The organism is Stenotrophomonas sp. TWI819 (genome assembly GCF_039673075.1).
Taxonomy (GTDB): Bacteria; Pseudomonadota; Gammaproteobacteria; order Xanthomonadales; family Xanthomonadaceae; genus Stenotrophomonas; species Stenotrophomonas rhizophila_B.
The window spans coordinates 1-24,643 of sequence record NZ_JBDJKY010000001.1 but is presented as its reverse complement, the minus strand read 5'-3'; the positions used below and the strand labels follow the sequence as shown (position 1 = coordinate 24,643).

Annotated in this window: 21 protein-coding genes; 7 read left to right on the top strand and 14 right to left on the bottom strand. The window is 66.3% G+C overall.

The features are described from left to right. From ABE463_RS00105 to ligA, 8 genes are all read right to left on the bottom strand, one after another. Entirely contained in the window at positions 1 to 450 is a 450-nt protein-coding gene (locus ABE463_RS00105; protein ID WP_346466799.1) for a transposase, read from the bottom strand. Positions 451 to 606: 156 nt separating this feature from the next. Continuing rightward, complete coding sequence (locus ABE463_RS00100; RefSeq protein WP_346466798.1) at positions 607 to 3,108, bottom strand: membrane-bound PQQ-dependent dehydrogenase, glucose/quinate/shikimate family; 2,502 nt, start codon at positions 3,106 to 3,108, stop codon at positions 607 to 609. Between the two features lie 145 nt (positions 3,109 to 3,253). After that, positions 3,254 to 5,953, bottom strand: coding sequence for a DNA gyrase subunit A (gyrA, locus tag ABE463_RS00095; RefSeq protein WP_259261616.1), 2,700 nt, complete (start codon positions 5,951 to 5,953; stop codon positions 3,254 to 3,256). Between the two features lie 246 nt (positions 5,954 to 6,199). Continuing rightward, positions 6,200 to 7,261 carry an S-methyl-5-thioribose-1-phosphate isomerase gene (gene mtnA / locus ABE463_RS00090; protein WP_346466797.1) on the bottom strand — a complete coding sequence of 354 codons (1,062 nt, stop codon included), beginning with the start codon at positions 7,259 to 7,261 and terminating at the stop codon, positions 6,200 to 6,202. A 43-nt stretch (positions 7,262 to 7,304) separates the two neighbouring features. Beyond that, a complete protein-coding gene (locus ABE463_RS00085; RefSeq protein WP_346466796.1) occupies positions 7,305 to 8,027 on the bottom strand; it encodes a DUF3011 domain-containing protein in 723 nt (240 codons plus the stop codon). Positions 8,028 to 8,137: 110 nt separating this feature from the next. Then, positions 8,138 to 9,082, bottom strand: coding sequence for an EF-P lysine aminoacylase EpmA (epmA, locus tag ABE463_RS00080; protein ID WP_346466795.1), 945 nt, complete (start codon positions 9,080 to 9,082; stop codon positions 8,138 to 8,140). Then, complete coding sequence (locus ABE463_RS00075) at positions 9,079 to 9,564, bottom strand: GNAT family N-acetyltransferase (RefSeq protein WP_346466794.1); 486 nt, start codon at positions 9,562 to 9,564, stop codon at positions 9,079 to 9,081. Before ABE463_RS00075 ends, epmA begins: the two co-directional genes overlap by 4 nt. A 14-nt stretch (positions 9,565 to 9,578) precedes the next feature. Next, on the bottom strand, positions 9,579 to 12,041 hold the full coding sequence (gene ligA, locus ABE463_RS00070; RefSeq protein ID WP_346466793.1) for an NAD-dependent DNA ligase LigA: 2,463 nt from the start codon (positions 12,039 to 12,041) through the stop codon (positions 9,579 to 9,581). A gap of 127 nt (positions 12,042 to 12,168) precedes the next feature. On the opposite strand from ligA, the gene ABE463_RS00065 reads away from it, so the two are divergent. Continuing rightward, entirely contained in the window at positions 12,169 to 13,290 is a 1,122-nt protein-coding gene (locus tag ABE463_RS00065; protein WP_346466792.1) for a pyridoxal phosphate-dependent aminotransferase, read from the top strand. Between the two features lie 33 nt (positions 13,291 to 13,323). Here ABE463_RS00065 and zipA read toward each other — a convergent pair whose 3' ends face one another. The 6 genes from zipA to ABE463_RS00035 form a co-directional block, all read right to left on the bottom strand. Continuing rightward, positions 13,324 to 14,061 carry a cell division protein ZipA gene (zipA, locus tag ABE463_RS00060; RefSeq protein WP_265308310.1) on the bottom strand — a complete coding sequence of 246 codons (738 nt, stop codon included), beginning with the start codon at positions 14,059 to 14,061 and terminating at the stop codon, positions 13,324 to 13,326. Between the two features lie 47 nt (positions 14,062 to 14,108). Further along, positions 14,109 to 17,612: a chromosome segregation protein SMC gene (smc, locus tag ABE463_RS00055; protein ID WP_346466791.1), complete on the bottom strand. Its 3,504-nt coding sequence runs from the start codon at positions 17,610 to 17,612 to the stop codon at positions 14,109 to 14,111. Positions 17,613 to 18,450: 838 nt separating this feature from the next. Continuing rightward, positions 18,451 to 18,903, bottom strand: a complete 453-nt coding sequence (gene rplI / locus ABE463_RS00050) for a 50S ribosomal protein L9 (RefSeq protein ID WP_123729653.1) — start codon at positions 18,901 to 18,903, stop codon at positions 18,451 to 18,453. A gap of 156 nt (positions 18,904 to 19,059) precedes the next feature. After that, positions 19,060 to 19,290 (bottom strand): 30S ribosomal protein S18, encoded by a 231-nt coding sequence (gene rpsR, locus ABE463_RS00045; RefSeq protein ID WP_002804494.1) that lies wholly within the window; start codon positions 19,288 to 19,290, stop codon positions 19,060 to 19,062. 11 nt (positions 19,291 to 19,301) lie between these two features. Further along, complete coding sequence (rpsF, locus tag ABE463_RS00040) at positions 19,302 to 19,742, bottom strand: 30S ribosomal protein S6 (protein WP_346466790.1); 441 nt, start codon at positions 19,740 to 19,742, stop codon at positions 19,302 to 19,304. A 167-nt stretch (positions 19,743 to 19,909) separates the two neighbouring features. Further along, entirely contained in the window at positions 19,910 to 20,248 is a 339-nt protein-coding gene (locus ABE463_RS00035) for an iron-sulfur cluster assembly accessory protein (protein ID WP_346466789.1), read from the bottom strand. A gap of 185 nt (positions 20,249 to 20,433) precedes the next feature. Between ABE463_RS00035 and asnS the strand changes: the two genes are divergently transcribed. The 6 genes from asnS to ABE463_RS00005 all read left to right on the top strand — a co-directional run bounded on the left by asnS (position 20,434) and on the right by ABE463_RS00005 (position 24,474). After that, positions 20,434 to 21,828, top strand: a complete 1,395-nt coding sequence (asnS, locus tag ABE463_RS00030) for an asparagine--tRNA ligase (protein ID WP_019184350.1) — start codon at positions 20,434 to 20,436, stop codon at positions 21,826 to 21,828. Between the two features lie 23 nt (positions 21,829 to 21,851). Further along, complete coding sequence (locus tag ABE463_RS00025; protein WP_259261606.1) at positions 21,852 to 22,157, top strand: hypothetical protein; 306 nt, start codon at positions 21,852 to 21,854, stop codon at positions 22,155 to 22,157. Then, entirely contained in the window at positions 22,154 to 22,468 is a 315-nt protein-coding gene (locus ABE463_RS00020; protein ID WP_046273331.1) for a hypothetical protein, read from the top strand. The genes ABE463_RS00025 and ABE463_RS00020 overlap by 4 nt, the downstream gene beginning before the upstream one ends. A gap of 6 nt (positions 22,469 to 22,474) precedes the next feature. Then, positions 22,475 to 23,185, top strand: coding sequence for an FMN-binding negative transcriptional regulator (locus tag ABE463_RS00015; protein ID WP_346466788.1), 711 nt, complete (start codon positions 22,475 to 22,477; stop codon positions 23,183 to 23,185). A 74-nt stretch (positions 23,186 to 23,259) separates the two neighbouring features. After that, a complete protein-coding gene (gene can, locus ABE463_RS00010; RefSeq protein ID WP_123729657.1) occupies positions 23,260 to 23,922 on the top strand; it encodes a carbonate dehydratase in 663 nt (220 codons plus the stop codon). Between the two features lie 24 nt (positions 23,923 to 23,946). Next, positions 23,947 to 24,474 (top strand): 3-hydroxyanthranilate 3,4-dioxygenase, encoded by a 528-nt coding sequence (locus tag ABE463_RS00005; protein ID WP_346466787.1) that lies wholly within the window; start codon positions 23,947 to 23,949, stop codon positions 24,472 to 24,474. The last annotated feature ends 169 nt before the right edge of the window (positions 24,475 to 24,643 follow it).

Sequence of the window (24,643 nt, the reverse complement as noted above, 5' to 3'; positions counted from 1 at the left end):
TCACACCGGCCAGCGGCACCACGCGAACGGATAACCGTGCAGGCCGCTGGCAAGCCCCGCGCGCACGGGGGTGGAGAGGATGTCGGTGGCGCGGGCCAGCAGTTGGCGTTCATCGCACTGAGACTGGTCGTAGCAGCCCGGTTGCCAGATCCGGCCCCGGGCTGCGTTGCGCTGATGCAATGCGTGGGCCGACCGTTCCTTCAACGACCTCACGACGCTGGAGAGTGGATGTTTGCGAAGACGGAACAGCCACTGGACCTGGTCGGGCATGACGACCCAGGCCAGCGATTCGGTACGCTTTTCAGCATCGGAGGCGCGCAGCCAGCGCACGACTTCCTGCGCGTTGGCGTGATGGTTGAAGAAGGGAAAGTGGTGGGTGGTGATGGCGGTGACGACGTAACAGGCGCCTGGCGGCGAACATCGCCCGTCTGAAACAGATGAACTAGGCATCCGCCCATCATGGCAGCGGATACCGGCTCGCTTAAGCGGGGGAAAACACCGCCGATTGTCAGGTTTTTTCGTGGAATGCTGTAGTCAGGCGACGAGAGGTTCGACAGGGATTGGCCCCGCATCATTGACGCAGGGCCGCGATCCGCACCGCTGTCTTCATTGCTTCGGCAGCGCGTAGGCGATCACGTAATCGCCCGCCGGCGTCTCCATGAAATGGTGACCGCCGGCCATGATGACCACGTACTGGCGTCCACCGAATGCATAGATCATCGGGTTGGCCTGCCCACCGGCCGGCAGTTTGGCGTGCCAGAGTTCCTTGCCGGTCTTCAGGTCGATCGCGCGCAGCAGATCGTCGGTCGCGGCCGCAATGAAGATCAGTCCGCTGGCGGTGACCACCGAGCCACCGTTGTTCGGCGTGCCGATCTCGATCGGCAGGCCGGAGCGGATGCCGAACGGGCCATTACCGCGCGCACTGCCGAACGGGCGATCCCACAGCGTCTTGCCGGTGCGCAGGTCGACCGCGCGGATGCCACCGTACGGCGGCTGCTTGCACAGCAGCTTGGTGAACGGCAGGCGCCACCCCGCATTTACATCGATGGCATACGGCGTGCCCACCTGCGGATCCCCCGCGCCTTCTGCGCCGCCCTTGTCCGCTTTGACGTCCTCGCGCGGCAGCCAGCCCAGCTTGTCCGCCTTTTCGCGCGGCACCAGCCGGTTGTAGTTGGGCATGTCGTTGTAGTTGGCCACGATCACGCCGCGGCGCGGATCAACAGCGACGCTGCCCCAGTCCGAACCGCCGTTGTAACCCGGGTATTCGATGGAATGACGGTCCGCGGTGGGCGGCGTGTAGAAGCCTTCGTAACTGGCCTTGCGGAACTGGATACGGCAGACCAGCTGATCGATCGGGGTCATGCCCCACATGTCGCGCTCGGTGAGGTCCGGCTTGCGCAGCGTGTGATACAGCGAGAACAGCTGGGTCGGGGAACGCTGTTCCGGCTCGACGCCACCGCTGGGCACCCTGCGTTCCTCGGCCGGGGTCAGCAGTTTGCCGGTGCGACGGTCGAGAATGTACATGTCGCCCTGCTTGGTCGGCAGCAGCAGGGCCGGGACCTTGCCGGCGGCGGTCGGGTAGTCGATCAGGGTCGCCTGCGAGCCCATGTCGTAATCCCAGACGTCCTTGCGCACCGCCTGGAAATGCCAGGCCGGCTTGCCGGTGTTGACGTCGATGGCCACCAGCGAGGTGGCGTACGTGTTCTCGTTCTCGGTGCGTGAGCCGCTCCAGTAATCGCCTGCCGAGTTGCCCATCGGCAGGTAGACCAGGCCGAGTTCGTCGTCACCGGTCGCGGTGGTCCACATGTTGGGGGTGCCACGGGTGTACGTCTCGCCCGGCGGCGGTGCGCCGTTGCGATCGGGGCGGACCATGTCCCAGGCCCAGCGCAGCTTGCCGGTGACAGCGTCGTAGGCCTGGATCACGCCGGAGGGCGCATCCCGGCGCTGGCCATCCAGCACCTGGTGGCCGGTCACGATCACGCCCTGCACGATCGCCGGCGGCGAAGTGATGGAGACATACCCGGCCGGGCTGTCGCCCATGCCAACGGTGATGTCGACCTGGCCGTTGTTGCCAAAGCCCGTGCACGGCTTGCCGGTGGCGGCATCGACCGCGATCAGGCGGCCATCCAGGGTGCCTTCGATGATGCGGGCGGCGCAGGCCCCACGCGGCACCTGGGTCAGCACCGGCACGCCGCTGGGGACGGCAAGATCGGCCGCGACATCGTTCATCGCGGTGTCCTGCGCGGTAGCCGGCACTTCGTAGTAGGAGACGCCACGGCAGGCCGCGGTGTACGGAATGGAGGTGTCCTTGACCTTGGGGTCGTAGCGCCAGCGCTCGGTACCGTCAGCGGCATTGAGCGCGACCAGCTGGTTGCGGGCGGTGCACAGGTACAGGCTGTCGCCGACTTTCAGCGGCGTGGTTTCCGCGCCCCATCGCTTGTCCGGCAGGTCGCCCGTGCGGAACAACCAGGCCTGCTCCAGCGTGGCCACGTTGTCCGGGGTTATCTGCTGCAGCGGCGAGAAACGCGTGGCGGCATTGTTGCGGCCATAGGCGGCCCAGTCGTCATCCACCGGCCGGTCGGCCGGCTGCAGCGGTGCATCGGCGGTCGGCGCCAGCCCGGTGCTGGTGACCGGCTCGGGGAACGCGCCCTCGGCGGCGGTGACGCCGTGCGGCACGAAGGCCAGCGTGAAGGCGGCGACGAACACCAGCGCAAGCACGCCGGCGATGCCGCGCGAGACCTTGCGCGAGACCGGACGATCCAGCGTGGGCAACAGCAGCGACAGCACGAAGCCGATGGCCACGATCAGCCCCAAACGCGGCACCCAGCGCCAGTAGTTGCTGCCCGACTCCCACCACGTCCACAACAGCGTTCCGATGAACACCAGCGCGAACCAGATCGCCCCGCTGTAGCGGCCGCGCCACAGCTGTACACCCGAGATCAGCAGGCCGATACCGGCCAGGACGTAGTACCAGGAGCCGCCCAAGCTGGCCAGCCAAGCGCCGCCTACCGTGAAGACAACGCCCAGCAGCACAATGACAATCGCCAGCACTGCCACCGCCCCATGGCGGGGGTGGCGGGGGTGGCGGGTCTGCGTCGTGGTGGACATCGGTCTCTCCTGCGCGCGAAGATCGCCGACGTTGCGGCCGGCCCCGCGGCCCTTATCCCACCGGGGTCGTGAACGTTGCGCGTTCTTTGCAACGAAAAACGCCAGCATTCGCCGGCGTTCTTCGTGTGACTCCTGCTGGGTGGGCTTACGCCTCCGGCGGTGCCACCACCGGGCTGGCCTCGACGGCCGCCAGTGTTTCTTCTTCAACACCCTCGTCCAGCGAGGCATCCATGCGTTCCACCGCCTGGAGCTTCTCTTCCTTGGACAGACGGATCAGGGTCACACCCTGGGTGTTGCGGCCGACGCGCGAGATTTCCGAACCACGGGTGCGCACCAGGGTGCCACCATCGGAAATCAGCAGCACTTCGTCGCGCGGCCCCATCAGCACCGCACGCACCAGCTTGCCGTTGCGCTCGGTGGTCTGGATGCCGATCACGCCCTGCGTACCGCGGCCCTTGCGCGGGTAATCCGGCAGCGGGGTGCGCTTGCCGTAGCCGTTCTCGGTCGCGGTCAGGATGTACAGCGCGTTGTCGTCGTCAGCCCCGTTCTCGATCACGGCATCGCCGCTGTCGATCACGGTCTCATCGACCTGGCTCTCATCCTCGTTCTCGTCTTCACCGCCGCCCGCACTCTCGGCCACGATCAGACTGACCACTTCCTCGCCCTTGGGCATCTTGATGCCGCGCACGCCGGTGGCGGTACGGCCCATCGAGCGGACCTTGTCCTCACCGAAGCGCACGGTCTTGCCATTGGAGGCGAACAGCAGGATGTCGCGCTCACCGTCGGTCAGGCCGACGCCGACCAGCGCGTCACCCTCATCGAGGTTGATCGCGATCTTGCCGCGCGCCAGACGGAAGGCGAACTCGCTGAGCGGGGTCTTCTTGACGGTACCGTTGCGGGTGGCGAAGAACACGAACTGGCCTTCGGCATACTCGCGCACCGGCAGCACGGCCTGCACCCGCTCCCCGGTTTCCAGCGGAATCCAGTTGATGATCGGGCGGCCACGGGCGTTGGAACCGGCTTCCGGCAGCTGATGCACCGGCAGCCAGAACACCTTCCCTGCGCTGGTGAAGGTCAGCAGCGTGTCGTGCGTGTTGACCAGCCACAGCTGTTCGATGAAATCCTCTTCCTTGGTCGACGCGGCGCTGCGGCCACGGCCACCGCGGCGCTGGGCCCGGTAGGCACTGACCGGCTGGCGCTTGGCATAACCGGCGTGCGACAGGGTGACCACCACGTCTTCCGGGGCGATCAGGTCGAGGATGTCCAGGTCTTCTTCGCTGTGGCGGATCTCGGTGCGGCGTTCGTCACCGAACTCGGTGCGCACGTTGATCAGCTCTTCGCGGATGACCTGCAGCAGACGGTCCGGATCTTCCAGGATTTCGATCAGCCCGGCGATCACTTCCAGCAGCTGCTTGTACTCGTCGGTCAGGCGGTCCTGCTCCAGCCCGGTCAGGCGGTGCAGGCGCATTTCCAGGATCTGGGTCGCCTGGATCTCGGTCAGCTGGTAGCCGCCCTCGAGCAGGCCCACACCCTTGGGCAGATCATCCGGACGCGACGCTTCGGCACCGGCGGCGCCCAGCATCGAGCCGACCAGGCCCGGCTCCCACAGGCGGGCGAGCATGCGTTCGCGCGCTTCGGTGGGGTTCGGCGAGGTCTTGATCAGTTCGATCATCTCGTCGATGTTGGCCAGCGCGACGGTCAAGCCTTCCAGCACGTGCGCACGGGCACGCGCCTTGCGCAGCTCGAACACGGTGCGGCGGGTGACCACTTCGCGGCGGTGACGCACGAAGGCCTCGAGCATCTGCTTGAGGTTCATCAACTGCGGGCGGCCATCGACCAGCGCCACCATGTTGATGCCGAACACCGACTCCATCTGGGTCTGCTGGTAGAGGTTGTTCAACACCACTTCCGCCGACTCGCCGCGCTTGATCTCGATGAAGATGCGCATGCCGTCCTTGTCGGACTCATCGCGCAGTTCGCTGATGCCTTCGAGCTTCTTTTCCTTGACCAGCTCGGCGATCTTCTCGATCAACCGGGCCTTGTTCACCTGGTACGGAATCTCGGTGACGATGATCGATTCGCGGCCGTTGTCAGCCACTTCGACCTCGGCCTTGGCGCGGATGCGCACACGGCCACGACCGGTCCGGTACCCGGCAACGATGCCGGCGGTGCCGTTGATGATGCCCGCGGTCGGGAAGTCCGGGCCCGGGATGAACTCCATCAGGCCGTCGACGTCGATCTCGGGATTATCGATCAGCGCGATGCAGGCATTGATCGATTCGGTCAGGTTGTGCGGCGGGATGTTGGTCGCCATGCCCACCGCGATACCGGCCGAACCATTGACCAGCAGGTTCGGGAACCGCGTCGGCATGACCGTCGGCTCGAGTTCCTTCTCGTCGTAGTTGGGCTGGAAATCGACCGTTTCCTTCTCGATGTCCGCCATCAGCTCATGGGTGAGCTTGGACATGCGGGCTTCGGTGTATCGCATCGCGGCGGCGGAGTCGCCGTCAACCGAACCGAAGTTACCCTGGCCATCGACCAGCATGTAACGCAGCGAGAACGGCTGCGCCAGACGCACCAGCGTGTCGTACACCGACTGATCGCCATGCGGGTGGTACTTACCGATGACGTCACCGACGATACGCGCCGACTTGAAGTAAGGCTTGTTGGCGTGCGCGTTGAGTTCACTCATCGCGAACAGCACGCGGCGATGCACCGGCTTGAGGCCATCGCGCGCATCCGGGAGTGCGCGCCCCACGATCACGCTCATCGCGTAATCGAGGTAACTCTTGCGCATCTCGTCTTCCAGGTTGACCTGGATGATTTCCTTGGCGGTTTCTGCCATTCGGGTTCCGTTGTCTGGTAGCGGTCCAGTCCGTCACGACCGCCCTTTCGGGGCGGTTGCGCCGGAATCTCGATTAACCGTTGGATTCTACCACATCGGGCCATTTTCCGCCCGCTTTTACGGGGGTTTTACCAGCAAGAATCAGGAACTTACAGGAGCGTTGCCGGCCGACGGGCGGCACGGCCGCGGGTATCCGGCGGGGAGCCCCTTGGGCAAGGGGCAGCCGCAACGCGCCAGTGCCGCGGCTTATCCGAATGCAGCCTGCATATTGGCCACAGTCGGGTTCAGGATGACCCCGCGCTCGGTCACGATGGCATCGATCAGGCTGCCCGGGGTGACGTCGAACACCGGGTTCCAGGCGGCGATGCCCTCGGCCACGGTCCGGGTTCCGCCCACCCCGTACAGCTCGCCCGGGTCGCGCTGCTCGATCTCGATCTGCTCGCCATCGGCGGTGTCCATGTCCACGGTGGAGGACGGCGCCACCACCATGAACTTCACGCCGTGGTGGCGGGCGGCGATGGCCAGCTGGTAGGTGCCGATCTTGTTGGCGGTATCCCCGTTGGCGCAGATGCGGTCGGCGCCGACGATCACCCACTGCACCGCGCCGGTCTTCATCAGGTGCGAGGCCGCCGAATCGGCGATCAGGGTGGCGTCGATGCCATCCTGCTGCAGTTCCCACACCGTCAGGCGCGCGCCCTGCAGCCACGGCCGGGTCTCGCCGGCGAACACGCGGGCGATGCGGTGCTGGGCCATGCCGGCACGGATCACGCCCAGCGCGGTACCGAAGCCGGCGGTGGCCAGCGAGCCGGTGTTGCAATGGGTCAGCACGCCGCTGCCAGCCTCGATCAAGCCAGCGCCCAGCGCGCCCATGTGACGGTTGGCGGCCAGGTCCTCCTCGGCGATCGCCTGCGCCTCGGCAGCCAGCACCTGCTGCCAGTCGGCACCGGCCGGGGCCAGCACGCGGCGCATCCGGGCCAGCGCCCAGGCCAGATTCACGGCGGTCGGGCGGGATGCATTGAGGCGCTGCAGCGCAGGTTCCAGCTTCAGCAGCGCCTGGGCGCCATCATCGGCCTGCACCTCGTTGGCCGCCAGCACCACACCCCAGGCGGCCGCAATGCCGATGGCCGGCGCGCCGCGCACGGTCAGCGCGTGGATGGCCTCGGCGACCGCGTCGCTGTCGCGGCACTCCACGTGCTCGACAATGAACGGCAGTTTGCGCTGGTCGAGCAGCTGCAGGCTCTCGCCGGTCCACAGGATCGGGCGGATATGGTCGTAACGGGCGTAATCGATGTCGGTGGATGCGTTCATCGGCCCATTGTAGCGGCGCGCCGATGCGGGCGGAATCGCGTGCTCAGTTGACCGCGAACTCGGCCCGGCAGCCCTTGTCCACCCAGACCCCGCGACTGTCCCAGCCCCAGCTGCTGCCCTGCTCGCAGGGCGTGCCGGACAGCTGCTTGTTGAGCGTGACACCGTGGGTGATTCCCGCACCACAGAAGCGGCGCTGACGGGATTTGGATTCGCAGACGAGAATGCGTGGCACGTTGAGGAAGCCACTGCCATCGGCGGCCCCCACTTCAAACTCGCCCTGGCAGCCACGGGTCACCCAGATCTCGTTGCGGCGATAGCCCCAGCTGTGACCTTCGCGGCACGGCAGCGAGGTGAGCTGGCGAAGCAGACGCACCGGCGCACCCTGCAGCACGACCGGGCAACTCTGCGGGCGACCATTGGATTCGCAGCGCACCACACGGCGGGTGCGGCGTTCGCCATCGGCACGGGTGGCAGCGACGGCAGTCCGCGCGCGGAACTCGGCGCGGCAGCCCAGGGTGACCCAGACGCCGGAGCGATCGGTGCCCCACTCCGAGCCACGCACACAGCTGTTGTCGGACAGCTGGCGGATCAGATCGACGCCGCGTTCGGTCGGGATGTCGCAGTGCACCCATTCCATGTCGCGTGACTCGCAGCGCACCACTTCGCCGGCATAACCGCCCGTCTGCGCCAGCGCCGTGTCAGGCAGCAGCGCAGTCCACAGCAATACCGGCCACAGGGGCACGCCCGCGCCTACCAACAGCTTCATCAACACGATCCCCGCCACGCCTGAACGATCACACGACCACCTTCGGACATCCCGTGTGATCAGAGCATCATCATGCATCCCGTGCAAGACGCGAATGCGTCAACAGCACCTCACGCCCGGGCGAAATCGAAGGCCAGCACATCGGCGATCCGGCCGGTGCAGTTCATTGCCATCAACAGGCGGTCCACGCCGACCGCGACGCCCGCGCAGTCGGGCAATGCCGGCAGTGCCGCCAGCAGAGGTTCATCCAGCGGTGGCAGCACGCCGCCACGAGCGGTGCGTATCGCATGGTCGCGCTCGAAGCGCGCGCGTTGTTCAGCCGCATCGTTCAGCTCGTGATAGCCGTTGGCCAGCTCCACATCGCCCAGGTAGAGCTCGAAACGCTCGGCCAACGCGGGCGGGCCGGGGCGGATCCTCGCCAGTGCCGCCTGGGTGGCCGGCCAGTCGTGCACCACCGTCATCGTGTCGTCACGGAAGTGCGGCTGGATGCAGTGGGTCATCAGTAGATCGAGCCAGTCGTCGCGGGTGAGCCCCTCGGCATCGATGCGGATCTCGGCCAGCGGCGCCTGCAGCTGTTCCAGGCTGGCCTCGAACGGGTCCAGCCCGATGTGCCGCTGGTAGAGACCGCGGTAATCGATCACCTCCAACGTGGCCTCGCGCTGGACCAGCTGCAGTGCGGCGCGCACCAGCTCGGCGGTCTCGCCGATCAAACGGTGGTGATCCCAGCCGACCCGATACCACTCCAGCATGGTGAACTCGGGGTTGTGGCGACCACCGGCCTCGCCATTGCGGAACACGCGGCCGAGTTCGTAACAGTCCCCCACCCCGGCGGCGAGCAGCCGCTTGAGGGGAAACTCCGGCGAGGTACGCAGCCAGCGTTGCGGCGTGCCTGCATCCACGTGCCCGCTGAAGCGGGTATGGAAGCTGTCGATGTTCGGCTCGGTATTTCCCGCGGCGGACAGGATCGGCGTTTCCACCTCCAGCACATCGCGCGTGGCGAAGAAGCTGCGGATCAGCGCATTGAGCGCGGCGCGCTGGCGCAGCGCGGCAATCATGCGCGCGCGTCCTTCAGGCGCTGGGCCAGCGGCAGGGTCAGCAGATCGCGGGTGTCATCCACATAGCCGGTGGCCAGGTACAGGCGCCGTGCCAATTCGTTGTGATGGTTCACTTCCAGGCGCATGCGTTCCACGCCCCGCGCATTGGCACGCTGCTCCAGAATGGCCAGCGCCTGCTTGCCGCGCCCCCGCCCGCGCGCGGCATGGCTGAGGTACAACTCATCGAGCAGCGCGAAGTGACCGCCCTGCTCCAGGCTGAAGCCCATCGCCAACGCGCCGTAGCCCACCACAGCGCCGGCCTCGTCCAGCCACAACAGCACTTCGCCATTGCGCGGATCTTCCAGCAGTGCCGCCAAGGCATGGCGCACACGGACGTCTTCAAAATCGAGTTTGTCTTCCGCGTAGAAATCACGCATCAGCCCGATCAGCAACTCGGTGTCGGCCACGGTGGCCAGGCGGAAATCGAGGGGAACGGTGTGCATGCGGTCTCTCTTGTTCAGTGCTTCGCGAGGAAGGCGATCAGCTGGTCTTCGTCCCAGACCGGCACGCCCAGCTCCTGCGCCTTGGTCAACTTGGAACCGGCTTCCGCACCGGCGACCACGAACGAGGTCTTCTTCGACACGCTGCCGGCCACCTTGGCACCGAGCGCTTCCAGCCGCGCCTTGGCCTCGTCGCGATTCATCTGCGTCAGCGTGCCGGTCAGCACGGCGGTCTGGCCATCCAGGGGCCCTGCGACCTGGTCGGCCTGCTCCGGCGCCAGTGCCAACAGCTTCTGGCGGTACGCCTCGGCCTTGAGCAGCATCGGGCCGTGGCCCTCGCTGTCCAGCCAGTCCGCAAGGCCCATCGCGACCTCGTTGGGCAGACCGGCGGCCACGAAACGCACCGGCTCGGCATCCAGCACCGAGGCGGCATCCGGCAGCATGGCGACCAGCTTTTCGGCGCGCAGGCGGGTGATGCCCGGAATCTCTGCCTCGACCAGCAACTGCGCGAAATCCAGACCCTCGCGCAGCTTGGCGATCGGCGGGTGCACATCGCTGATGCGCACCTGACCGACCTGCAGCAGGGCATCGATCGCCTCCTGGTTGCCGGCCTGCTCGAAGAAGTGGCCGAGCGAACGCGCGACTTCGCCGCCGATATCAGGCACGCGCTTGAACAGCGGCCACGGCAGGTGGCGGATCAGCTGCAGATCGCCGAACCAGGTCGCCAAGGCCTTGGCGGTGCTTTCACCGACATGCTCGATGCCCAGCGCGAACAACAGGCGCTCCAGCGTCGTGGTGCGGCTGGCGTCGATCGCGGCGATCAGGTTGTCGGCCCACTTGGTCGCGATCTTCTTCGTGTTCCAGGTGAACGTGGCCGGCATCGCCAGCGCCTGCGCGCGCCACGCCTCGTCGCTGCCATCAAGCTTCAGGATGGCCCTCAGATAGTCGCCACTGCCTTCCGGCGGCAGGTGCAAGCCGATCTGGCTGGCTAAGGCCTCGGGCGACTCGGCATCCAGCACCAGCTTGAGCTGCAGCAGCTGGTCGCGCTGCAGGCGATACAGATCGGCCACGCCACGCACGATGCCCGCATCGACCAGCGTCTCGATGTACTTGCCGCCCAATCCATCGATATCCATCGCACGACGCGAGGCGAAGTGCGCGATGGCTTCCTTGCGCTGCGCCGGGCAGCTCAGCTCACCCGAGCAGCGCCAGGCCGCCTCACCCTCTTCGCGGACGATCTCCGAACCGCACACCGGGCACTGCGAGGGCATCTGCCACGGGGTAGTGCCGGCGGGGCGACGGTCGGCGATGACGCTGACCACTTCCGGGATCACATCGCCGGCGCGGCGCACGATCACCGTATCGCCCACGCGGACATCCAGACGCGCGATCTGATCGGCGTTGTGCAGCGTCGCGTTGGACACGATCACGCCGGCCACGGCCACCGGTGCCAGGCGCGCCACCGGGGTCGCCGCGCCGGTGCGGCCGATCTGGATCTCGATCGCCTCCACCGTGGTGGTCTGCTCCTGTGCCGGGAACTTGTGTGCGATCGCCCAGCGCGGCGCTCGGGCGACGAAGCCCATCTGTTCCTGGCCGGCACGGTCGTCGAGCTTGTAGACCACCCCGTCGATATCGAATGCCAGGCCATCGCGGCGCTCGCCAATGTCACGGTAATAGGCCAGCAGCCCGTCCGCACCTTCCACCACCTGGCACAGGTCGCTGACCGGGAAGCCCCATGCACGCAGCTGGGCCAGCGTGGCCGAATGGGTGGGCGGCAGTTCACCGCCGTCGACCTGGCCGATGCCATAGGCGTAGAAACTGAGCTTGCGCTTGGCGCTCATCTTCGGATCCAGCTGGCGCAGCGAGCCGGCCGCGGCGTTGCGCGGATTGGCCAGCACCTTGCCGTCATGCAGCCGGGCATCGGCGTTGTAGGCCTCGAAATCGGCGCGGGCCATGTAGACCTCGCCACGCACTTCCAGCACTTCGGGCCAGCCTTCGCCGTTGAGCGTCTGCGGGATCACACTGATCTGGCGCAGATTGGCACTGACATCCTCACCGGTGGCGCCATCACCCCGGGTTGCGCCCTGGACGAAGCGGCCATTCTCGTAGCGCAGGCTGATCGCCAAACCGTCGAGTTTGGGTTCGGCGGAAAAATGCAGCGTACTGCGGCGCAGGCGCTCGCCGATGCGGCGCACGAAATCCTGGACTTCCTCATCGCTGAAGGCGTTGCCCAGCGACAGCATCGGCACTGCATGGCGGACCTCGGCGAAGCGCGAAGAGGCCTTGCCACCGACCTGCCGGGTGGGCGAGTCGGCCGCGGCCAGCTCCGGGTGCGCCTGTTCGATTGCCTCCAGCTCACGCACCAGCAGGTCGTACTCGACGTCGGGAATCAACTGCTCGTCGCGCTCGTGGTATGCCTTGCCGGCATCCTCGATCTGGCGGCGCAGGACGTCGGCACGTGCGGCGGGGCTGGGGGTCATGCGGAAGGCGATCCTGGTGGGGCATTCAATTTTACCCCTCCCCCCGCTCCTGCGCGCAGTGAAGAACGCTTGCCGCCACTTCGCGGTGGCGCTAGGTTGCGCGGAACCCCTCTTTGCCCGGTGCGCCGTGACCCCTGCCCTTGCCGCTTCCCGTCGCTCGTTCCTGCAACTGGCCGGTACCGGCCTGGCGTTGTCCGGCCTGGGTGCACTGCCTGCATCGGCCTCGCCGTCGCGCACGCTCCCCGCCAGCGCAGGACCGGTGCTGCTGAACTTCAACGAATGCCCGTATGGGCCATCGCCCGCCGCGCAGGCCGCGGCGCGCGACATCGTCGCCGGCAGCGGGCGGTATCTGTTTGCGCTGGCCGGCGAGCTGCGCGACCTGTTCGCCCAGCAGGAAGGCATCGGCAAGGATCACGTGCGGCTGTATCCGGGCTCCAGCGAGCCACTGAACCGGGCGGCAGTGCTCTGGACCTCGCCTGGCGCGGGGCTGGTGGTCGCCGATCCCACCTTCGAGGCGCTGGGCGATCTTGCCGCTGCGCGTGGGGCCACGGTGGCCAAGGTGCCGCTGCGCGCCGACGGGGCACACGACGTACGTGCGATGGCGGCGGCCGCCGCGACGGTCAATGCCGGCCTGTTGTACCTGTGCAACCCCAACAATCCCACCGGCTCGATCACCCCGGCGGCCGACATCGCCTGGCTGCTGGCCAACACGCCTGCGCAGACCCGGGTGCTGGTCGATGAGGCCTACCTGCAGTACAGCGAACAACGCTCGGTGATCGCCCAGGTGATGCAGCGCGATGACGTGATCGTGCTGCGCACCTTCTCCAAGCTCTACGGCATGGCCGGACTGCGCCTGGGTGTGGCGGCTGCGCATCCGGATCGGCTGAAGGAACTGGCCAGCCTGGGCGACAACCCGTTGCCGGTCACGGCGGTGGCCGCCGGGCTGGCGAGCCTGCGCGATCCCGGGTTGATTGCACAGCGCAACGCAGAGAATGCCGTGGTGCGGCAGGAGACCATCGGCTGGCTGGGCAAGCGCGGTTTTACCTGCGTGCCTTCCGAAGCGAACTGTTTCGTGGTCGATGTGCAGCGTGACGGCGCAGCGTTTTCCGCGGCGATGGCCGAGCGCGGCGTGGTCATCGGCCGCAGCTGGCCGATCTGGCCGCGGCGGGTGCGGGTGACCGTCGGCACCGCGGCCGAGATGGCACGGTTCCGTGAGGCGTTCGAGGCGGTGGTCAGCCGCAACCGGTAAATGTAGAACCGACCGTTGGTCGCCCCTACGTAATCACCAACGCGGTGCTTTGGTGAGCGGCGGGGCCTGGTGCTGGCGGTCGTAGGCACGCAGCTCATCGCGGATGTGCGCGATGCGCTGGCGGCCCAGTGCGTTGCGGCTGTCATCGAGCACCACGCCATCGAGCAGTTCGCCCATGCGCTGCACGGTCGGCAGCATCTTTTCCCAGGCGTCCAGCGCGGTCAGCGGCGCCGGCAAGGTCAGGAAGAAGGCGATCGCCGGCGTTTCCATCTCGCGGATGTTGGCCATGTCGAAACTGCCCGGCTTCATGATGCTGGCCATCGAGAAGATCGGGCCGCGCTCAGGATGGCCTTCGACCAGACGGTGGAAGACATTCATGTGGCCGAACACCAGGCCGGTCTTTTCCGCAGCGACGACGATGTCTTCGCCACGCAGCTGCTCACCGGCACGGGCGGCCACGAACAGCGAGACGATCTTGTCGAAATCCTGGGTGGTGCGCTTGCCAAGGTCACTGGCCGGACCGGCATCCACCTCGGGCAGGCCGAGTTCGGGCTGGGTCACGCCGTCTTCGCCCACCACGGGCGCGGCGCCGTCGGCCGGGGTCTCGCCCTCGCCCAGTACGGGCTCGCGGCGCTGGCCGTTGGTGCCTTCGGCACCCTCGACGCGGCGGCCCTGCACTTTCTTTTTCGGACGGCCAAACAGGAAGATCGCAGCGATCAACAGCAGGCCGGCGGCCAGGATGCCGATGCGGAGCAGTGCCATGTCGGACATTCGGGAGGTTCTCCGGCTAAATCATTCAGGTACTTAAGGATGGCACGTCACGCCGCGCCCGCCAATCGTGCGGCTTCCTCCAGGTCGACACTGACCAGTCGGCTGACGCCCGGTTCGCGCATGGTCACGCCGGAAAGCTGGTGCGCTGCCTCCATCGTGGCCTTGTTGTGGCTCACAAACAGGAACTGAACCTTCTCGCTCATTTCCTTGACCATGTTGGCCAGGCGGCCGACGTTGGCCTCGTCCAGCGGCGCGTCCACCTCGTCCAGCAGGCAGAACGGCGCCGGGTTGAGCTGGAAGATCGCAAACACCAGCGCCACCGCGGTCATCGCCTTCTCGCCACCGGACAGCAGCGAGATGCTCGATACCCGCTTGCCCGGCGGCCGCGCCATGATCGCAACACCGGTGTCGAGCAGGTCTTCACCCGTCAGTTCCAGGTACGCATGGCCACCACCGAACAGGCGCGGATACAGCTGCTGCACGCCGGCATTGACCCGGTCGAAGGTGTCCTTGAAGCGGCCGCGGGTCTCGCGGTCGATCTTGCGGATCGCGTCTTCCAGGGTTTCCAGCGCGGTGGTGAGGTCGGTGTTCTGCGCATCCAGATACTCCGAACGCTGCGAGGCCTCACCGTATTCCTGGATGGCGGCGAGGTTCACCGGCTCCAGGCGGCGCATGCGGCCGTCGATCTGATGGACCGTCTGCTCCCAGTCGGTGATGCGCGCATCCTCGGGCAGGCCGTTGATCACGTCCTGCAGCACGAAGCCGGCCTTCTCCACCGAGGCCGACAGCTGGTCGGCGCTGAGCACCAGCGCCTGCTGGTCGAGCTTGCGCTGGGAAATCCGCTCGCGCTGCGCAAGCGCCTGTTCGTCGCGCTGATGGCGGGTCTGTTCGAAGGAGCGCAGCTCGGCATCGATGCCATCCAGCAGCGTGCGCGCCTCGCCCAGCACCCGGTCGGCGCGGACGCGCTCGCCGAGCGCGTTCTGATGTTCGGCTTCCAGCGTCTTGACCGGTGAATCGCCCTCATCGAGCTGCGAATGCAGTTCGCCCAAGCGCGTATCCAGCTGCCCGCGCTGCGTGCTCATGCGCTCCAGCGCCTGGCTCAGCGAGGCGATCTGTGCCCGTTGTGATTCCAGGGTCAGTGCCAGCGAGTGCGCCGCTTCGCGTACGTTGCGGGCCTGATCACGGGCCTGATCACGGGCATCGGTGAACTGTCGGCGCTCGCCTTCCAGCGCGGCGCGGACGGATTCAAGATCGCCCATGCTGGTGACCGCATCGTCCAGGCGCGAGCGTGCCTCGCGCACCTGCTCACGGCCGGCATCCAGCGTTTCCAGCAGCTGCACCAGTTCGCCTTCGATGCGATCGATGCGGGTGCGCGCGGCCTCCACCTTGCCCTGTTGGCTCTGCAGCTGCCCACCGAGTTCGGAGACGCTGCGATGGGCCAGGTACAGCTGGCGCTGCGCGTCTTCGCGCTGCTGCTCACCGGCCAGCAACTGGTCACGGAACCCGGCCAGCTGCTCTTCCAGTGCGGCTTCGCGGTCCTGAAGCGTGTCGATCTGCTCGCGCAGGGTGACGATCTCGCGCTCACGCAGCAGTGCGCCCTGCTTGGCCGCGCCGGAGCGCGACACGCGCACCCAGCCCTCGCCCAAGCGCTCGCCACCGCGGGTAATGACCGAGTCGCCCTCACCCAGTGTGGCCTGCAGTGCACGCGCGGCCTCGAGATCCTCGGCGGCATGCAGGCGCGCCAGCAAGCGACGGATCGCCGTCGGGCCCTGCACTTTCGCGGCCAAGGAGGTCGGGGCGACGTCCAGCGCGGCCTGCTCGGCAGAGACCAGCGCGATGCGGCCTTCGCCGAGTTCGCCCAGTGCGTCCACCAGCGATTCCGGTGCATCGACCAACACACCTTCGATCAGCTGACCGAGCGCGCTTTCCACGGCGTTTTCCCAGCCACTCTCCACGGTCAGGCGCTCACCGACGCGCGCGCCGGAATCCAGCCCACGTGCCTTCAGCCATGCCACCGCAGCGCCCTGCTCCTGGCCAAGCGCGGCCTGCTGCAGGGTTTCCAGCGAGGACAACCGGCCGCGTGCGGCCTGGGCCTGCTTGCGGATTTCGGCCAGTTCGGTCTGGCCGCTGCGCTGGCGATCCTGCAGCCCGGCCACGACATGCTTGCGTTCTTCGACCTGCTCGTTGAGGGTGTCCAGCGAGGCCTTCTGGGTCTCGTGCTGGATGTGCAGCTCCTCGAACACCTCGGCCAATGCGTCCAGATCCAGCCCGGCGCGCTCGGCCTGCAGCGACTCGCGGCGGCGGTCGGCTTCCAGCACCTGGCGGTCCAGATAGTCCACGCGGGTACGTTCAACTTCACCGGCGCGCGAGGCTTCCGAGGTATTGCGGGTATGGGCTTCCCAGCGCTGCTGCCAATCGGCCAGACGGGCCTCGGCGTCGCGCAGGGCTTCCTGTTTGATTTCGTTCTCTTCCTGCAGCTGCTCCAGGCGCGGCTCGGCGTCATCGACCGCCTCGCGCAGCACCATCAGCTTGGCCTCATCGCCACTGATGTGCTGCCCCAGATCGGCCAGCGCCTGCTGGGCTTCGTCGCGCGCCTTGTTCAGTCGCTGCGACATTTCGCGCTGATGCTGGATCTGCTGTTCCAGGCGGGCCAACGTGCTGCCGACCTGGTACACCTCGGCCTGCGCGGTGTTGAGCGCATCGGAGGCCTCTTCGCGGCGCAGGCGGCCGGTTTCAATACGGGCTTCGGCGTCACGCTGTTCGGCGATCAACTGCTGCAGGCGCGTTTCCTCGCGCGACAGCGCCTCGCGCAGGCCGCCCAGGCGCCCATCCAGGCCGCGGTACTCCAGCGCCTTCCACTCGGCATCCTTGACCTTGCGCTCTTCCTGCAGCGCCTGGTACTGCTCGGCCTGGCGCGCCTGGCGCTTGAGGTGCTCGAGCTGCTTACCGATTTCCTCGCGCAGGTCGCCCAGGCGATCCAGGTTTTCGCGGGTATGCCGGATGCGGGTTTCGGTTTCCTTGCGGCGCTCCTTGTACTTGGAGATGCCGGCGGCTTCTTCCAGATACACGCGCAGATCTTCAGGCCGGGCCTCGATGATCTTGCTGATCATGCCCTGCTCGATGATCGAGTAGCTGCGCGGCCCCAGGCCGGTGCCGAGGAACAGATCGGTGATGTCGCGGCGGCGGCACTTGGTGCCGTTGAGGTAGTAGTTGCTGCTGCCGTCGCGGCTGACGGTACGCTTGACCGAGATCTCGTTGAACGAGGCGTACTCACCGGTGATGGTGTGGTCGGTATTGTCGAAGATCAGTTCGACGGTGGCCTGCGAGACGGGCTTGCGGGCGGAGGAGCCGGAGAAGATGACGTCGGTGAGCGAGTCGCCGCGCAGGCGGCTGGCGGAGCTTTCGCCCATGACCCAGCGCACGGCGTCGATGATGTTCGATTTGCCACAGCCATTGGGCCCCACCACGCCGGTCATGTTGGTCGGCAGGTGCAGCGTGGTCGGATCGACGAAGGATTTGAATCCGGACAGCTTGATCGTGGACAGACGCATGGCGTGATGGTTTTCCGGGCGAAGGCCTGAAGCGACCCCCACCATGGTGGATTACGGAGCGGATTTACCCTTCAAGCCATTGATGTTGCAGGGTTTCAATGGCCCCGGGGGCGACGCGATAGCCTGAGTATAACGGGGCAGGTGTTCGGCGGGCTGCGTGGCTGGTGTTGGCCGTGTAGCGGTAGGCAGAGCCAGAGCAGAAGCGGCATTTCAGGTTCGTGCGTGGCGGGACGGCATGGGTGGGGTCGCGGGACCCGCCGTGAACCCGTCCATGGGGGCTCGAAATGCGCCATCCATGGCGCATTACGGTCCCGCAACCCCACCCATGCCATCCCGTAGACACATGGCTGGTGTGCAGGCTGAGAGCCAAGGCATGGCAGCCTTGGATTGACCTGGCCTGGCCTGACCCGAGCGGAATGACTCAAATCGAGCTGAGCCGCCATCGTCTGTGCGTCGGAACGGCGCGGGAGAGCCACGCCATGCGTGGCTGGGGGACGGGGAAGCAAGAACATCCACGCATGGCGTGGATCTACCTGGGCCTGGACCCGGAGCATGCCGGCTTGGGTACCGCCCGCCGCAGCCGGCGGACGCCAGCTCTTCCAACCGCCCGGACTGGATACTTGGCTGGAGGGTGCCGGGTAGCCTGGGCCGGGACCGTAATGCGCCATGGATGGCGCATTTCGAGCCCCCATGGACGGGTTTACGGCGGGTCCCGGCCCAGGCTACCCGGCGCCCTCCCACCGATGTCATCAACGCGCCAAGCCGTTGCCGTTGCCACAAACAAAAACGGGCACCCTCGCGGGCGCCCGTTTCAGTGACTCCCGCCTTTCGGCAGGGATCAGGCCTTTTCGGCTTCCACAACCACCTTGACGGTGGTTTCCACGTCGGCGTGCAGGTGAACAGTCACCTCGTACTCGCCCACGTTGCGGAAGGCGCCTTCGCCCAGGATCACTTCGCTCTTTTCCAGCGGCAGGCCGGCAGCGGTGAAGGCTTCGGCGATATCGCGCGGGCCAACCGAACCGTACAGCTTGCCTTCGGTCGACGCGTTCGCAGCGATCGTGACGCTCTTGCCTTCCAGCTTCGCCTTGCGGGCTTCGGCGTCAGCGTGGATCGACTGGGCCTTGGCTTCGTAATCAGCGCGCTTGGCTTCGAACTCAGCCACGTTGGTCGCGGTGGCCGGAACGGCCTTGCCGGTCGGGACGAGGAAGTTGCGGCCGTAGCCCGGCTTCACGTCGACCAGATCGCCCAGACCGCCGAGGTTGGTGACCTTCTGAAGAAGAATCAGCTTCATGGTGTAGCTCCAAATATGTATTCGTTAGCGAGGCTCAGGCCCCGCAGCGGATGGCTGTCCGAATATCCGAACGGCGAATCCTTAAAACCGCCCGACGCTTTACAGCGCGGGCGGCCGGATCCGCGAAAGCGGCGACCGGAAGGCCGCCCGCCTTCATCAGACGTCGTGGTTGTCGGTGTACGGAATCAGGGCCAGGAAACGGGCGCGCTTGACGGCCGTTGCCAGCTGGCGCTGGTACTTCGACTTGGTACCGGTCACGCGGCTCGGCACGATCTTGCCGTTCTCGGTGAGGTACTGGCGCAGGGTGTTGAGATCCTTGTAATCGATCTCCTTGACACCTTCGGCCGTGAACTTGCAGAACTTGCGACGACGGAAGAACTTGGACATGTCAGTGCTCCTTAAGCGGCCGAAGCGGCGTCATCGCCGGCATCGGTGTCAGCGGCGGCGGGGGTGGTTTCACCTTCTTCGTCATCACGACGACGACGCTCGCCACGCTCGGGCTTGTCACCCTTCTCGTCCTTGCTCTTCATGATCAGCGACTGCTCGGTGTCAGCTTCGTCACGCTTGATGACGAGGTTGCGCAGCACGGCGTCGTTGAAGCGGAAGCTTTCCACCAGCTCGCTCAGCACGGCCTGGTCGCACTCGATGTTGAGCATGACGTAGTGGGCCTTCACCAGGTTCTGGATCGGGTAAGCCAGCTGACGACGGCCCCAATCTTCCAGACGATGGATGGTGCCGCTGCCGTTCTCGACCAGCGCCTTGTAGCGCTCGATCATGGCCGGGACCTGTTCGCTCTGGTCCGGATGGACCAGGAACACGACTTCGTAATGACGACTCATGTGTTTTTACCTTTCGGATGTGGCCCTTTGAGGGCCGGACAGCCCCCCGCAGGTGAACGCGGTGGGGCAAGGGTCCTGCCCGGAATCAGGCAGGAAGCCGCGCATTGTGGCAGCAGAAGGGGTTCCAGGCAAGCCGGGCGGGCTGAACAGGCCCGGCGCGCGGGCAGTCAGGCCTTGTCGGCCTCGGTCGTGAAGCTCTCGCCGCAGCCGCATTCGGCGGTCGCGTTCGGGTTCCTGAACGTAAAGGTCTCGCTCAGCCCGTGCTTGCCGAAGTCGATCTCGGTGCCGTCGACCAGGTCCAGACTGGCGGCATCCACATAGATGCGGACCCCGTCCTGCTCGAACACGGTGTCGCCTTCGCGCTCATCGCGGGCCAGATCGGTGATGTGCCCCCAGCCGGAACAGCCGGTGCGGGTCACGCCGAAACGCAGGCCCAGCGCACCGGGGGTCTGCTCGACGAACTTCTGCACACGGGCAAAGGCAACAGGGGTAAGGCTTACGGCCATGACGGGCAACTCCAGCGGATCGTGATCATTATAGAGGGTATGGCGCGGCCCGGCCTCGGCGGCCGCAGCTGCGGTTCACGCGGCGCGCAGCCCCCGGGGGACGCGAGAAATGCCTCGCAAGCCGAACACCGCACCCGTTAAACTCCGTGTTCAGAGATCGAGTCGATCAATAGAGGATTCAAGTCATGACGGTGGTCAGCGTTGAACATGCGCTTGCCGGGAAGATCCCGGAAGGCGGCGAGGCAACAGTACGCGGATGGGTCCGCACGGTGCGCGGCTCTGCGGCGCTTGCCTTCGTCAATGTCACCGATGGCTCCTGCTTCGCCCCCATCCAGGTGGTGGCCAATGACACCCTGGCCAATTTCGACGACATCAAGAGCCTGACCCCGGGCTGCTCGGTGATCGCCCGCGGCACCCTGGTCAAATCCCAGGGCAAGGGCCAGTCCTTCGAGATCCAGGCCAGCGACATCGAGATCGTGGGCCTGGTCGAAGACCCGCTGACCTACCCGATCCAGCCCAAGCCGATGAGCCCGGAGTTCCTGCGGGAAGTGGCGCACCTGCGCCCGCGCACGAACCTGTTCGGTGCGGTCACCCGCATACGCAACTGCCTGGCCCAGGCCGTGCACCGCTTCTTCCACCAGAACGGCTTCAACTGGATCAGCACCCCGATCGTGACCACGTCCGATGCCGAAGGTGCCGGCCAGATGTTCCGGGTCTCGACCCTGGACATGGCCAACCTGCCGCGCAACGAAAAGGGCGAGGTGGATTTCAGCCGCGATTTCTTCGGCAAGGAAACCTTCCTGACCGTGTCCGGCCAGCTGAACGTCGAGGCCTACTGCCTGGCGCTGAGCAAGGTCTACACCTTCGGCCCGACCTTCCGTGCCGAGAACTCCAACACCACCCGCCATCTGGCCGAGTTCTGGATGATCGAGCCGGAAATCGCCTTCGCCGATCTGGCCGAAGACGCGCGCCTGGCCGAGCAGTTCCTGAAGTACCTGTTCCGCGCGGTGCTCGATGAGCGTGGCGATGACCTGGCCTTCCTGGCCGAGCGCGTGGACAAGAACGCGATCACCAAGCTGGAAGGCTTCATCAACGCCCCGTTCGAGCAGATCGACTACACCGAAGCGGTGAAGCTGCTGCAGAACTCGGGCAAGAAGTTCGACTTCCCGGTCGAATGGGGCCTGGACCTGCAGACCGAGCACGAGCGCTGGCTGACCGAAGAACACATCGGCCGCCCGGTGGTGGTGACCAACTACCCCGAGCACATCAAGGCGTTCTACATGCGTCTGAACGACGACGGCAAGACCGTCGCGGCGATGGACGTGCTGGCCCCGGGCATCGGCGAGATCATCGGCGGCAGCCAGCGTGAAGAGCGCCTGGATGTGCTGGATGCGCGCATGGCGCAGTTCGGCCTGGATCCGGCGCACTACGGCTGGTACCGCGATTTCCGCCGCTACGGTTCGGTGCCGCACGCCGGCTTCGGCCTGGGCTTCGAGCGCCTGGTGGTCTACGTCTGCGGGCTGAGCAACATCCGCGATGCGATCCCCTACCCGCGCGCACCGGGCAGCGCCGAATTCTGATCGACCTACGGAGGCACTGAACCATGACCCTGTTCTTCGCGCTGTGTTTCGTCGGCGTGGCGATCGCCGGGTTCAGTGCCTTCGTGATCTTCTGGCCGCTGACCCTGGTCCACATCCGCGACCGCCACCCGGCGCTGGCGGATCGTTTCGGCACGGGCGCATTTCTGCGCCCGGATGCGCTGCGCTGGCTGCTAGGCCGCGACTATCGCCAGAGCCCCGACCGCTCGCTGACCGGCCTGGCCGCGCCGGCCTGGCTTTCCCTGCTTACGCTGCTTGCTGGACTGGGCATGGCTGCCCTGCTCTGGCTGCTTTCGATGGTAATCACATGAACGACGACACTTCCCACCACGACGAGTGGTTCCTGGCCAGCCTCGGCAACACGCTGATCTGGGCCCGTCTGCGCGTGCGCCCGGCCGGCACCGCCGAGGTGCTGGACAGCGACGGCAACACGCTCAGCTATGACAGCGAAGACACCGCACGCTCGCAGCTGTTCGACGCCGAGTTCGTCGCCTACGACGGGCTGGATGAAGAAGACGCCCTGGTGCGCGGCTTCTCGCTGCATGAAGTGCAGCCGCCACAGGCCGACAGCGATGACGCACTGCACGGCCGCATGATCCAGAGCCTGGGCGCCCGCGCGTAACCGACGATGTTCATCCCGTCCGCCTTCGTCGAGACCGACCTGATCTGGCTGGACCGGCTGCTGGCGCGCGATGCGTTCGTCACCCTGGTCACGACCGGGGTCGACGGCCTGCCGCAGGCCACGCGGATGCCGGTGCTGTACCGGCGCGATGCCGACGGCATCCTGATCGAAGGCCACTGGGCCAAGCCCAACCCACAGGCGGGCCACGCCGGCCCTGCATTGATGCTGGTGCACGGCCCACACGCGTATGTGTCGCCGGGCTGGTACCCGGACAACGCCGTCAGGAACGGCGTTGGACAGCCGAAGGCTGGCCCGCAGGGTGAGCCCCAGGGACGGGGTGAACACAAGGAAGCACAGGCACGCGTCCCGACCTGGAACTACGCCGCGGCGGAACTGCGCGGGGTGCTGGAACCGACCACCGATCCGGACACATTGATCGCCATGCTGGACGGCCTGAGCGCACACTATGAAGCACAGGTCGGCGGCGACTGGGACCTGCTGCCGATCGAGCCGCGCCAACAGCGCATGCTCGCCGGCATCGTCGGTTTCCGCTTCCGCCCGGCGCAGGTGCAGATCAAGCTCAAGCTCAGCCAGAACCACCCCGAGGCCAACCAGTCCAGCGTGATCGACGCGCTGTCGGCACTGGACGCCCCGGCATCACGCGAGCTGGCGCAGTGGATGCGCTGGCGCCGCGAGGGCGGCACTGCCGCCGACTGACCCTCCCCACTCCTGCGACGACGCGGCCACCCTGGCCGCGCCTTGCCCCCACCCGACGTCAGGGACCCCGCACGATGAAAGACATCCACAAGCTGCTGCAGAACAACCGCGAATGGGCGGACCGGATCGAGAAAGAAGACCCGGAGTTCTTCCACCAGCTGGCCAAGCAGCAGCACCCGGAATACCTGTGGATCGGCTGTTCCGATTCGCGCGTGCCGGCCAACCAGATCATCGGCATGGCACCGGGCGAAGTCTTCGTGCACCGCAACGTGGCCAACGTCGTGGTGCATACCGATCTGAACTGCCTGAGCGTGATCCAGTACGCCGTGGATCAGCTGAAGGTCAAGCACATCCTGATCGTGGGCCATTACGGCTGCGGCGGTGTGCACGCCAGCTTGAACAACACGCGCGTGGGCCTGGCCGACAACTGGCTGCGCCATGTCGGCGACGTGGCGCAGAAGCACTCGGCGATCATGGAGGCGATCGAGGACCCGGCGCTGAAGCATGCGCGCCTGTGCGAGTTGAACGTGATCGAGCAGGTGGTCAACGCGTGCCGTTCCACGATCGTGCAGGACGCCTGGGCACGCGGCCAGAAGCTGATGGTGCACGGCTGGGTATACAGCCTGAAGGACGGCCGGGTGCGCGAGATGGGCATCGATGTCGGCGCACCGGAAGAGCTGCAGGCGGCCTACGAAAAGGCCCTGTCCTACGTGCCGCGCCACGGTCGGCGCGACTGATTCTTCCTTTTACGGACATCGCCCATGCTTGCCTCGCCCATCAATCTGCTCGGCTGGATCGACGAAAACCGGCATCTGTTGAAGCCGCCGGTCGGCAACAAGATGATCGAGAACGGCGATTTCATCGTGATGGTGGTCGGCGGCCCGAACAGCCGCACGGATTTCCATTACGACGAGGGCCCGGAGTGGTTCTATCAGCTTGAAGGGGAGATGACGCTGAAGGTGCAGGAGGATGGCGCGGTGCGCGACATTCCGATCCGCGCGGGCGAGATCTTTCTGTTGCCGGGCGGTGTGCCGCATTCGCCGCGCCGCCCGCCGGGCGGTGTGGGCCTGGTGGTGGAGCGCAAGCGGCTGGCGCATGAGCGCGACGGGTTGATGTGGTTCTGCGAGCGGTGCAATCACAAGTTGTACGAGGAGTTTTTCGCGCTGGAGAACATCGAGACGGATCTGCCGAAGGTGTTCGATCGCTATCACTCTTCGCTGGAGTTGCGCACGTGCGATGCGTGCGGACACGTGGATCCGTTGCCTGCGAAGGTCGCTGTTGAGGGGTGATGGCTCGCAAGCTTGGAAGCTTGAAAGCTTGAAAGCTTGAAAGTCAGCCGTTGAGTGGACTGGGAGTGGGCCGGTGGGGGCGGGGTTGCGGGTAACCCCCCCAATAAGTGCAATTAGGCGAGGATTGGCGCCGCCAAAGCCCCCCCCGGGCCCGGAACCCCCCCCCCCC

Bases quoted from the DNA above. Each gene is read 5' to 3' on its own strand.
- mtnA (WP_346466797.1), bottom strand. From the start codon at position 7,261: ATGAACGCATCCACCGACATCGATTACGCCCGTTACGACCATATCCGC.
- rpsR (WP_002804494.1), bottom strand. From the start codon at position 19,290: ATGTCCAAGTTCTTCCGTCGTCGCAAGTTCTGCAAGTTCACGGCCGAA.
- ABE463_RS00100 (WP_346466798.1), bottom strand. From the start codon at position 3,108: ATGTCCACCACGACGCAGACCCGCCACCCCCGCCACCCCCGCCATGGG.
- ABE463_RS00005 (WP_346466787.1), top strand. From the start codon at position 23,947: ATGCTTGCCTCGCCCATCAATCTGCTCGGCTGGATCGACGAAAACCGG.
- smc (WP_346466791.1), bottom strand. From the start codon at position 17,612: ATGCGTCTGTCCACGATCAAGCTGTCCGGATTCAAATCCTTCGTCGAT.
- zipA (WP_265308310.1), bottom strand. From the start codon at position 14,061: ATGTCCGACATGGCACTGCTCCGCATCGGCATCCTGGCCGCCGGCCTG.
- asnS (WP_019184350.1), top strand. From the start codon at position 20,434: ATGACGGTGGTCAGCGTTGAACATGCGCTTGCCGGGAAGATCCCGGAA.
- rpsF (WP_346466790.1), bottom strand. From the start codon at position 19,742: ATGAGTCGTCATTACGAAGTCGTGTTCCTGGTCCATCCGGACCAGAGC.
- epmA (WP_346466795.1), bottom strand. From the start codon at position 9,082: ATGATTGCCGCGCTGCGCCAGCGCGCCGCGCTCAATGCGCTGATCCGC.
- ligA (WP_346466793.1), bottom strand. From the start codon at position 12,041: ATGACCCCCAGCCCCGCCGCACGTGCCGACGTCCTGCGCCGCCAGATC.
- ABE463_RS00105 (WP_346466799.1), bottom strand. From the start codon at position 450: ATGCCTAGTTCATCTGTTTCAGACGGGCGATGTTCGCCGCCAGGCGCC.
- ABE463_RS00075 (WP_346466794.1), bottom strand. From the start codon at position 9,564: ATGCACACCGTTCCCCTCGATTTCCGCCTGGCCACCGTGGCCGACACC.
- ABE463_RS00020 (WP_046273331.1), top strand. From the start codon at position 22,154: ATGAACGACGACACTTCCCACCACGACGAGTGGTTCCTGGCCAGCCTC.
- ABE463_RS00035 (WP_346466789.1), bottom strand. From the start codon at position 20,248: ATGGCCGTAAGCCTTACCCCTGTTGCCTTTGCCCGTGTGCAGAAGTTC.
- gyrA (WP_259261616.1), bottom strand. From the start codon at position 5,953: ATGGCAGAAACCGCCAAGGAAATCATCCAGGTCAACCTGGAAGACGAG.
- ABE463_RS00015 (WP_346466788.1), top strand. From the start codon at position 22,475: ATGTTCATCCCGTCCGCCTTCGTCGAGACCGACCTGATCTGGCTGGAC.
- rplI (WP_123729653.1), bottom strand. From the start codon at position 18,903: ATGAAGCTGATTCTTCTTCAGAAGGTCACCAACCTCGGCGGTCTGGGC.
- ABE463_RS00025 (WP_259261606.1), top strand. From the start codon at position 21,852: ATGACCCTGTTCTTCGCGCTGTGTTTCGTCGGCGTGGCGATCGCCGGG.
- ABE463_RS00085 (WP_346466796.1), bottom strand. From the start codon at position 8,027: ATGAAGCTGTTGGTAGGCGCGGGCGTGCCCCTGTGGCCGGTATTGCTG.
- can (WP_123729657.1), top strand. From the start codon at position 23,260: ATGAAAGACATCCACAAGCTGCTGCAGAACAACCGCGAATGGGCGGAC.